8 protein-coding genes and 2 pseudogenes are annotated in these 9081 nt (G+C 68.3%); 5 read left to right on the top strand and 5 right to left on the bottom strand.

Annotated elements, in window-relative coordinates; all coding sequences use genetic code 11:
- Positions 1 to 154: 154 nt before the first annotated feature.
- Positions 155 to 358, bottom strand: a complete 204-nt coding sequence (locus LVO85_RS16520) for a hypothetical protein (RefSeq protein WP_232748713.1) — start codon at positions 356 to 358, stop codon at positions 155 to 157.
- 360 nt (positions 359 to 718) lie between these two features.
- Between LVO85_RS16520 and LVO85_RS17245 the strand changes: the two are divergent.
- Both LVO85_RS17245 and LVO85_RS16525 read left to right on the top strand, forming a co-directional pair.
- Positions 719 to 1396: pseudogene (locus LVO85_RS17245) on the top strand (FAD-dependent oxidoreductase); the annotation flags it as partial.
- A 230-nt stretch (positions 1397 to 1626) separates the two neighbouring features.
- Positions 1627 to 1854 (top strand): hypothetical protein, encoded by a 228-nt coding sequence (locus tag LVO85_RS16525; RefSeq protein ID WP_232748714.1) that lies wholly within the window; start codon positions 1627 to 1629, stop codon positions 1852 to 1854.
- A 7-nt stretch (positions 1855 to 1861) separates the two neighbouring features.
- Here LVO85_RS16525 and LVO85_RS16530 read toward each other — a convergent pair whose 3' ends face one another.
- Entirely contained in the window at positions 1862 to 3091 is a 1230-nt protein-coding gene (locus tag LVO85_RS16530) for a metal-dependent hydrolase family protein (RefSeq protein WP_232748715.1), read from the bottom strand.
- 282 nt (positions 3092 to 3373) lie between these two features.
- Here LVO85_RS16530 and LVO85_RS16535 point away from each other — a divergent pair, with 282 nt between their 5' ends.
- From LVO85_RS16535 to LVO85_RS16545, 3 genes are all read left to right on the top strand, one after another.
- Complete coding sequence (locus LVO85_RS16535; protein WP_232748716.1) at positions 3374 to 4774, top strand: sodium:solute symporter family protein; 1401 nt, start codon at positions 3374 to 3376, stop codon at positions 4772 to 4774.
- Positions 4775 to 4927: 153 nt separating this feature from the next.
- Positions 4928 to 5611 carry a nuclease-related domain-containing protein gene (locus LVO85_RS16540; protein ID WP_232748717.1) on the top strand — a complete coding sequence of 228 codons (684 nt, stop codon included), beginning with the start codon at positions 4928 to 4930 and terminating at the stop codon, positions 5609 to 5611.
- A gap of 278 nt (positions 5612 to 5889) precedes the next feature.
- Complete coding sequence (locus LVO85_RS16545) at positions 5890 to 7128, top strand: IS110 family RNA-guided transposase (protein ID WP_232748718.1); 1239 nt, start codon at positions 5890 to 5892, stop codon at positions 7126 to 7128.
- Between the two features lie 171 nt (positions 7129 to 7299).
- Here LVO85_RS16545 and LVO85_RS16550 read toward each other — a convergent pair whose 3' ends face one another.
- From LVO85_RS16550 to LVO85_RS16560, 3 genes and pseudogenes are all read right to left on the bottom strand, one after another.
- Positions 7300 to 8103: a DUF427 domain-containing protein gene (locus tag LVO85_RS16550; RefSeq protein WP_232748719.1), complete on the bottom strand. Its 804-nt coding sequence runs from the start codon at positions 8101 to 8103 to the stop codon at positions 7300 to 7302.
- A gap of 174 nt (positions 8104 to 8277) precedes the next feature.
- Positions 8278 to 8490 carry a hypothetical protein gene (locus tag LVO85_RS16555; protein ID WP_232748720.1) on the bottom strand — a complete coding sequence of 71 codons (213 nt, stop codon included), beginning with the start codon at positions 8488 to 8490 and terminating at the stop codon, positions 8278 to 8280.
- Positions 8491 to 8649: 159 nt separating this feature from the next.
- Positions 8650 to 9081: pseudogene (locus LVO85_RS16560) on the bottom strand (hypothetical protein); the annotation flags it as partial.

Raw genomic sequence — 9081 nt, forward strand, 5'->3', positions numbered from 1 at the left:
GGTTTCAGATCAGCGCCGAGTTCTCCCATCCGGCCCGCGTGCAGTTAGACGCCACAGCGGCGCACATTCGCGCCGCGCTCTGATGTCCGCTCTTGCCGCGGGGAGGGCACGCGCTGATATCTGCGCGGGACCCAAACGGAAGCCGTCAAATCTCTCACGCGCAGCTGTCATCGCCGAACTCGGTGACCAGGACCGCGCGCAGGTGGTCGGCGGCAAGATGCCTGGGCTCGGCGCGAGCAGCGACCGTCAGCGAGTTGTAGGCATATGGGTCGTCCAGGGTGACGTCGGGGGGTGCGTTCTGCCACGGGACGGCGAGACAATAGCGGACCGGCGCATGGTGGTGCGGGCGACAGTGCACGGGTAGAGGTCCCGCGCTGGTGCAGGGGAACACAGCGCGGGACCCGAGGCCGTCTAGCACCCCTCACAGAACGCGAAGGCCCCTACCCCCGACCCTCACGGTCCCACGTTGTAGGCCGTCCCGCCAGAGGGGTGCCGCGCTGGTCGTCCCTGCTGCAAGGCAGCGCGCAGCCCGGGCAGGACTGGCGCCTCTGACGAGGCCTTGCCCACGCATCCGCACATGCCGCGGAGGACGCCTAGTGTCCAACTGTGACGCCAATGGTCGTGGCTTCGACGGTGACCGTGGCGCTCGATGCTATCGGGTGGGATTGAGCTCCTTGACGCGCGTACGGTGCCGCGCGAGATGACCCGGCGGGTCCGGATGGGGGAGGATGCCATCGTGGCGGTTGTGCGTGACCTCGTGGTCTCACCCGCGGACAGTCCCCTGCGGGTGGCGATCGTTGGCGCGGGTCCGGCCGGGGTCTATGCGGCCGAGGCGCTGGCCGAGCAAGACGCCGTCCCTGTCGCAGTCGACATCATCGACCGGTTGCCGACGCCCTTCGGGCTGGTGCGGTACGGCATCGCCCCCGACCACCTGAAGATGAGGGGTTTGCGGGCCACGCTACAACGCACCCTGGATCACCCGCGGGTACGGTTCTTCGGCAACGTCGAGGTCGGCGTCGACCTCCCCCTGGCACAGCTGCGCGCTCACGTGGACGCGGTGATCTACACATACGGCGCCGCCGACGCCGGACGGCTCAGTATCGACGGGGAGGAGCTGCCCGGGAGCCTGACCGCCCTCGACCTCGTCTCCTGGTACTGCGGACATCCCGACGCCGACCGCGCCACCGTGGAGGAGGCACTGTCCCACGCACGTTCGGTGGTGGTCATCGGCGTGGGCAACGTCGCCCTCGACGTCGCTCGGGTGCTCGCCCGGGCACCCGAAGAACTCCAGCCCACCGAGATGCCGCAGCATGTGCTTGATGCGCTCGCAGACGCCCCGGTCGAGCAGGTCACCGTCATCGGACGACGGGATCCGGCCCTGGCCAGCTTCACCACCCAGGAGCTGCGCGAACTAGGCCGGCTGCAGTCCGCGGTCGTGCTGGTGGACCCGCACGACCTGGAACCGTTGGGGGCGGCGGAGGAGCAGGCCGCCGCCGAGTCGGCCGTGGCCCGCAACCTGGCGGCACTGCGCGGCTGGGTCGAGCATGAGCCCTCCCCGGGAGCCGTCCGGCTGAGCCTGCGTTTCCGCTGGCGGCCGGTACGCCTCCTCGGACCGGACCGGACCGGGTGCGTGCGCTGGAGCTGGAGCGAACGGCCGCGGGCGCTGACGGGCGGGCGCTGGGCACCGGCGAGCTTGAGGTGGTGCCGGCCGACCTGGTGGTCCGGTCGGTCGGCTACCGCGGAACCTCCCTGCCGGGTCTGCCAGTCGACGAGCGCACGGGGACGGTGGCCCACACCGCAGGGCGGGTGCTGCGCGACGGCCGGCCCTCGACCGGCGAGTACGTGGCGGGATGAGAATTTCTCAGCCTCGCTGGTCCGTGGCGATGCGGCCGTCTTGGATTACGGTTCGGACGTGGTCCTCGGGTTGGGCGAGGACCGTGACGTCGTCGAGGGGGTTGGCGTTGGTGACCAGAATGTCTGCGATGGCACCTTCGGTGATGACACCGGCCTCCCCTTCCAGGCCGAGGAGCTCGGCTCCGGTGAGCGTGGCCGCGCGCAGGACGTCAGCGGCGGGTTGTACCTGGCTGCGGATACGGAACTCGTCGCTCTGGTGGACTTGCATGCTACCGAGGAGGTCGGTGCCGAAGGCGATTTTGACACCACCGCGCCATGCACGTTCCAGCGCCTCAAGACCGGCCTCCAGCACGATGCCGACCTTTTCCTGGCTCTCGGCGGGCAATCCCGCCTCGGCCCCTTCGGAGCGCAGGTACTCGTACGTGACCAGTGTCGGCACGAGGAAGGCGTCCTTGGCGAGGAACAGCTCAACGCTGCTGTCATCGATGAGGTTTCCGTGCTCAATGCAGCGGACCCCGAGTTCCAAGCCCCGGTTGACGGCGGCGGCGGTATAGGCGTGACCGGTCACGTACCGGTTCGCGTTGTCGGCCTCCTCGACGATGGCATAGATCTCGTCGGCGGAGAACTGTAGGGAGTCGATGCGGTCGGTTGGGCTCGCGACACCACCGGAGAGCATGACCTTGATGTGGTGGGCGCCGGTGCGCAGCTGGTCCCGGGCCGCGCGACGGACGGCATCGACGCCGTCGCAGACCACGCCGATCCCAGCGCAGCAGGTGTGGTTGTCCAACACCTGGCGGCCGGGGCCACGCAGGTCTGCGTGCCCACCGGTCGGCGAGAGCGCCTTGCCACCGAAGTGCACCTTGGGCCCGGCCCACAGACCCTCGGTGATCGCGCGGGCGATGCCGAAGTCGGCCCCGCCGACGTCACGCACCGTCGTGAACCCGCGAGCGAGCATGGCCCGCAGGTTGGCGGCGGTCTGAGCGGCGACGTAGTACGGAGAGTCCTCAGCTTGGATGCTGAGGTCGGCGCTGCCGGCGGTGACGTGCACGTGGGCGTCGATCAACCCCGGCACCAGGAAGCAACCGTTCGCGTCGAGTTCCTCCGCCCCGGGCGGGGCGGTCAGCGACTCCCCCACCTGCTCGATCCTGCCATCGGCCACCAGGACGTCCTGCCCGGGAATCGTCTCCCCGCTCGCCACGTCACAGATGGCGCCACCACGCACCAGCAGCGCACCCACGTCATCACCGCCCTTCGCCGTCGTGTTGTCCTCGGACCCTTGATGCTCGCAGGCCCGGTGACCCCACGCAACGTGGTCCGCCCGGCGCAGGAGACGTGTACGTCGGTCCCGTGACCCCGACCCGGGGTCGCTCTGTCCTCGCGGCCCACCAGGCACCCGCGCAGCTGTCGACCACAGGTTGCAGGGGTCAGCCGGGCAGGGTTCCATGGGTGGACCCAGTCGGCCCGCGGGCCGGCACCTGGCGTCGCAGCGAAGGGGCACCCCACCGTGCAGACAGTCCACGTGACGATCCTGGTGATCTACCTGGCGACCATGGTCGGCATCGGCCTGTGGTTCAGCCGCCGCAAGGCCGTCTCCACCGGCGACGACTTCGTCTTCGCCAGCCGCAACCTGCCAAGGCCGGTGATGATCGGGACGCTGCTCGCGACCTGGGTAGGCTCCGGGACGATCATCGGGGGCGCGAGCTTCGCATACACCTATGGTCCGCTGGCCTCGATCTTCTTCCTGGCCGGCACACCGGTGGGCATCGTCGTCCTGTACTTCATCGCCAAACGTGTCCGGCGCAGCTCCACCTACACCGTCCCGGAGCTGCTGGAGCGGCGGTACGGCTTGGCCGTGCGCATCATCGCCTCGCTGATCACGATCCTGGCCTACACCGGCATCGTCGCCTACCAGTTCACCGGCGGCGGCTACATCCTCAGCGTCATCACGCCCCTGTCACCGACCGACGGGGCCATCGTCGTCGCGCTCCTGATCACCTTCCTGGCGATCGGCGGTGGGCTGAAGTCAGTGGCATGGACAGACTTCATGTCGGCTCTGGTGATCGTGATCGGGCTCGCGATCGCGTTGCCGCTGATCCTCGGTCAGGAGCTCGGCGGCATCGGCTCCTACTGGGACTCCCTGCCCGAACCCATGACCACGCTCAGCGGAGGCCTCAGCCCCCTGCAGCTCCTCGGGTTCTTCCTGCCCCTGTTCATGCTGATCCTGGCCGACCAGAACATGTACCAGCGCCTGGGCGCAGCCAAGACCGAGGACGAGGCGCGCAGATCCACCGTCGGCTTCTTCCTCACCAGCTTCCTCGTGACCGTCCCGGTCGCCCTCCTCGGCTCCGCCGCCGTGATCCTCATGCCCGACATCGCCCCCGACACAGCAGTGCTGTCACTGGCCGGAGAGGGATACCTGCCCACGATCCTGGGCGGCCTACTGTTGGCCGGCGCACTGGCCTTCATCATCACCACCGGCTCATCCTTCCTGCTCTCCGGCGCCGGCAACGTCGTCTACGACGCGGTCCACCGCCTGTTCGGCGTGCAGATGGGCGAAGGCCAGCGGCTGAAGGTACACCGCCTCGCAATCCTGGGCATCGGCCTCGTCGCCTACGTGCTAGGCCGGTACTTCCCCACGGTGCTGGAACTGCAGATCTACTCCTACACCATCTACGGCGTAGCCATCGCCCCGCCAGTCCTGGCGATCTTCTTCTGGAAAAAGGCCAGCAAGTGGGGCGCTATCTCCTCCATGGTGGTGGCCACGATCGTGACGATCACCTGGGAGCAGCTCGACCAACCCCTGGACCTCAACTCCATCCTCATCTCCCTACCAGCCACCCTCATCACCCTCGTAGTCGTCAGCCTGCTCACACCCGACCGCCGCGCCTCAGAGTCAGACCTCGCATCCGCCGCCTCCTAACGCAGACCCGATCGACCCGCCACAGACCGACAAGACGCACGCATTTGCCGCGTGCAGCATGTCGAGCTTGTCTGCGGTCAAGGCGGCAGACTTGCCCCTGTGTGGTGGTCAACGAACCGTACTTATGAAGAGAACCGCAGGTGGTCCCAGAGTGTGGAGGCCATCCGTGGGGGCTGGCACACGCTCCTGGCGGGCGTTGTCGTGCTCGTCGCGACGGGCGTCCTCGTGTTGGTCCTACCGATCGCGCCCGTACTCAAGGGAGTCGTGGCTGGCATACTGTTCGCCAGCGCGTTCTGGGCACCTTTCACAGCCGTCACGATCTCGACGTACTCGGCAACCGTGGGCTCGTGGGGAGAGTCCTTCACGAAGGAGCTGCTGCAGCGGGAGCGTCCGTCCTGGCCCATCGTCCATGACGTTCCAATGCAGGCTCGCAACGTCGACCATGTCGTGGTCAGCCCGCGTGCCGTCCTCGCGATCGAAACCAAGTACCTCGGGGCGGGTTCGCCTTGGCCGCAGAGCCGTTTTCGCGACCGCCATCTCCTCGATGCTCGAGACAGCGCTCGATCCGTTCGTCTGCTGCTACGAAGCGCCGACATACGGACGGAACTGCCTGTCCAACCTGTGCTCATGCTTTGGGGACCGGGTGCCCCCAAAGACGTATCGTGGACACAGGATGGAGAAGTTCATGTGGTTACGGGCCGAGGGGGCCGTCAGTTCCTGGAGGAGTGGAACGACGGACCCATCACCAAGGAACAAGGCCTTGCGGTGACGAGCGGTCTTGAGCGCCACCAGCGGAAACGTCGTAAGTACGACAGCGAGCATCGGGGCACTGCGTAGCTGAGGCACGGGGTTGCCACGGCACGCACGCTACTAATGGGTTCTGCCGAAGCCTCTGGCAGGCTCGGTCCTGGTAGCGGCCGGCGGGTCAGCACTCTCCGCTACTGACCCTCGAGGTCTCGCGGCAGACCGTGCGCCCGCCGGTCGTGAGGAGGCGTGACCGCTGCTGGGATGACGTGCCCCCGGATGGTGCGGGTGAGCACTTGACCATTAGGACGCCGGAAGTCTCCTCCACGCTGCTGAGCAGGATCGCGACGAGGCGAAGGGAGAGCAGTGCGATGTTGTTCGTGGGTGATGACTGGGCCGAGGACCACCACGACGTCGAGATCGTCGACGAGCAGGGGAAGGTGCTGGCGCGAAGACGCCTGCCCGAAGGCCTGGCCGGGGTGACCCGGTTGCACGCGCTGCTCGCTGAGCACGCACCACAACAGTGGGCCGACCTTGACCCGACGGAGGCGGCCGCGCAGGTGGTGGTCGGGATAGAGACCGACCGGGGTCCGTGGGTGGGGGCGCTGGTCGCGGCCGGGTACACCGTGTACGGGTTGAACCCGATGTCGGTGGCGCGTTACCGGGAGCGGCACTCGACCTCGGGGGCGAAGTCGGACACCGCGGATGCCCATCTGCTGGCCGAGATCGTCCGCCTGGACCGGGCCCACCACCGCACGGTGGCCGGCGACAGCGCCACCGGGGAGGCGGTCAAGGTCAGCGCGCGCGCCCACCAGTCGATGATCTGGGACCGGACCCGGCACGTGCTGCGCCTGCGTTCAGCGCTAAGGGAGTTCTTCCCCGCCGCGCTGACGGCGTACGAGGAGCTGGATGCGCCAGAGACGCTGCAGCTGCTCGCCCAGGCACCGGACCCGGACACCGCCTCGAGGCTGTCCAAAGCCAAGGTCGTCCGGGCGTTGACCGCAGCCAACCGGCGCGACGTGACCGCCCGCGCCGAGAAGATCAGGAAGGTGCTGACCGCCCCGGAACTGCGGCAACCCGCACCCGTGCAGCACGCCTACGCCGCGATCGTGACCTCCGAAGTCGCACTGATCACCGTCCTGAACGACCAGATCGAGGCCCTCGGGCAGGTGGTGGCCGAGCATTTTGGCCGGCACCGGGACGCTGACATCTACACCAGCCTGCCCGGTCTCGGTGTGATCCTCGGCGCCCGGATCCTGGGCGAGTTCGGCGACGACCCGCACCGCTACGCCGACGCCAAGGGCCGCAAGGCCTACGCCGGCACAGCCCCGATCACCCGCGCCTCAGGCACCCGAAAAGTAGTCCTGGCCAGGTACGCCCGCAACCGCCGCCTCGGCGACGCCGTCCAGCAGTGGGCCTTCTGCTCCATGCGCGGCTCACCCGGCGCCCGCGCCTACTACCAGTCCCTCCGTGCCCGCGGCACCGGTCATCAGGCCGCGCTACGCCAGCTGGCCAATCGTTGGGTCGGCATCCTCCACGGCTGCCTGCGCTACCGGACCTTCTACGACGAGAACACCGCCTGGCAGCACCACCTCAACACTGCCGCTTGACAGAGCCAGAACCTGGGACTACTGCCGCGAGTAGGCGGTGGATCATCCGATGCCGAGCTCGCGATGAAACCGGGGAAGGCGTGTCGGCGCCTGGCCTTCTACCCCTTGGCGCACTGAGTAGCGGGTGAAGAGTCGTCACAGGTGGCGCCACGGGATCCTCCGCCCAGGGCCTCACCCGAACGGTGACGCCGCCCGCTCTTCAGGCTGCCCGTCCACGACGACCTGGACCCGCTCGTTGTAGAAGCACACGAGACCCGCGATGCGCGGGTTCTCCGGCACGGGATTGGGGTAGGACCACGCGATGTCGCGGTGCGCCTTGCTGTGGCGCACCGACCAGTAGCGGGCCCATCCTTTGTAAGGGCAGGGCGTGCGCGTCTCGCTCTCCTCGAGCCGGTCCATCTGCACGTCGTCGGCGGGCAGGTAGTAGCGCGTCGGCAGATGCGTCTCGAAAAGCACCAGGGGCCGTCGGCTGTCGGAGAGCAGCCCGCCGTCGACCCGCACCTGCACGTGCCGTGTGCTGGCAACCACGTCGACCCGCTTGTGCGGGTCGCGTGCGTGCGCGAAGACCTCCTCGTCCTCCTCCAACCAGGTGACCTGGTCGTCCCACCACGTAAAGGTCACCATGCCGTCGAGCGCCGCGAAGTCCCCCGTCGGCGAATGGTACGTCCAGGCGGCCCCCTCGACGCGCCGCCCACCGGCCTCCACGGCATACAGGACCGATCCGTCGTCACGTCGACGGGGGTCGGTGAGCACCCCCTCGGCCACGTCCGGCACCGGCACGTAGTAGGTCGGCAGCATCGGCTTCGGGCCGTACTGCCGGTAGAGCAGGGCGCGTCTGGAGTCTGCGACGACCTGGTCGCCTACCTTGACCCGCACCCACCGTGGTGTCGGCTCGACCGCGGGGAAGTCGGGCGTGATGCCCAGGGCTCGGCCCATCTTCGTGGCGACCGCGAACTCGTCCAAGTGCATGGTCATCGCCTCCTGTTGCGACGGTACGCCGTCGCCGCCGCCACCGGTAGGTGGGCGGCGCGTGCCCGCCGGAGTAAGCGGCCGAACCAGGCGCTCGTCCGCGGCGTCCAGGCCCACGCACGACTCTGCCGCGGCTGGCACGTCCTTCGACGAGGCTGGAGGCCCATCGAGGTTCCCGCCTCAGGCTGGCGCAACGATGCGGCGCATCACGGTGTTCTTCATGCCCTGGGGCCGGACGAAGTCGAAACCGGCACGTGCGTACACGGCGCGGGTGCCGTTGTACAGAAATTGCGAGGACAGCCGCTTCTCTCCCGGGATATGCGGGTAACCCTCGACCAGGCCGCCGCCTGCCTGCGCGATGAGGTCAAGTGCCCCCGCGAGCGCAACCGTCACCAACCCGTGTCTGCGGAAGCGCTTGTCGACGAAGATGCAGGTGATCCGGTAATCCGGCTCGACCTCCCTGCTGCCTCGAGGTCAGCCAGGTACTGCTTGCGGTGGTGGATGTTCGGCAGTTCCGCCGGCGTCCCGTACTCCGCCCAGGCGATCGCCTCCTCACCCTCGTCCCCGTCCCGGACGACGAGCGCGCTCGTCCCCGTCCCGGACGACGAGCGCGGCGTGCGCGGCCCCGTGCTCGACCAGCCGCTCCTTGAGTGCTCGGTTGCCCGCGTAGCTCGAACAGCGCTCCTCGCTGTCGGGATGGAACCAGATGCACCAGCACCCACCGAAGATTCCGTTGTGCCTCTCAACGAGGGCTGCCAACAGTCCCCAGGACTCCTCGGACAGCGGCCTGATCGTCGTCGGTCCGGGATCCGTGGTCGCGATGCCAACGACGCTACCCCCCTTTCCGTCACGCGTGATCCCGAGCCGACGGACCACACTCATTTGCCGCACCTCGTGCGCGGGCCTGGGCGTGGGCGCGTCGTGCGTAAGAGGGTCGTGCTCACGGTGGGAGATCGCGTTCGGGGTCCGGCTTGAGGCGTCACA

The organism is Ornithinimicrobium sediminis, assembly GCF_021272345.1.
Classification (GTDB): domain Bacteria; phylum Actinomycetota; class Actinomycetes; order Actinomycetales; family Dermatophilaceae; genus Ornithinicoccus; species Ornithinicoccus sediminis_B.

Coding starts and splice junctions, on each gene's coding strand:
- LVO85_RS16545 (WP_232748718.1), top strand. CDS start 5,890: ATGTTGTTCGTGGGTGATGACTGGGCCGAGGACCACCACGACGTCGAG.
- LVO85_RS16550 (WP_232748719.1), bottom strand. CDS start 8,103: ATGACCATGCACTTGGACGAGTTCGCGGTCGCCACGAAGATGGGCCGA.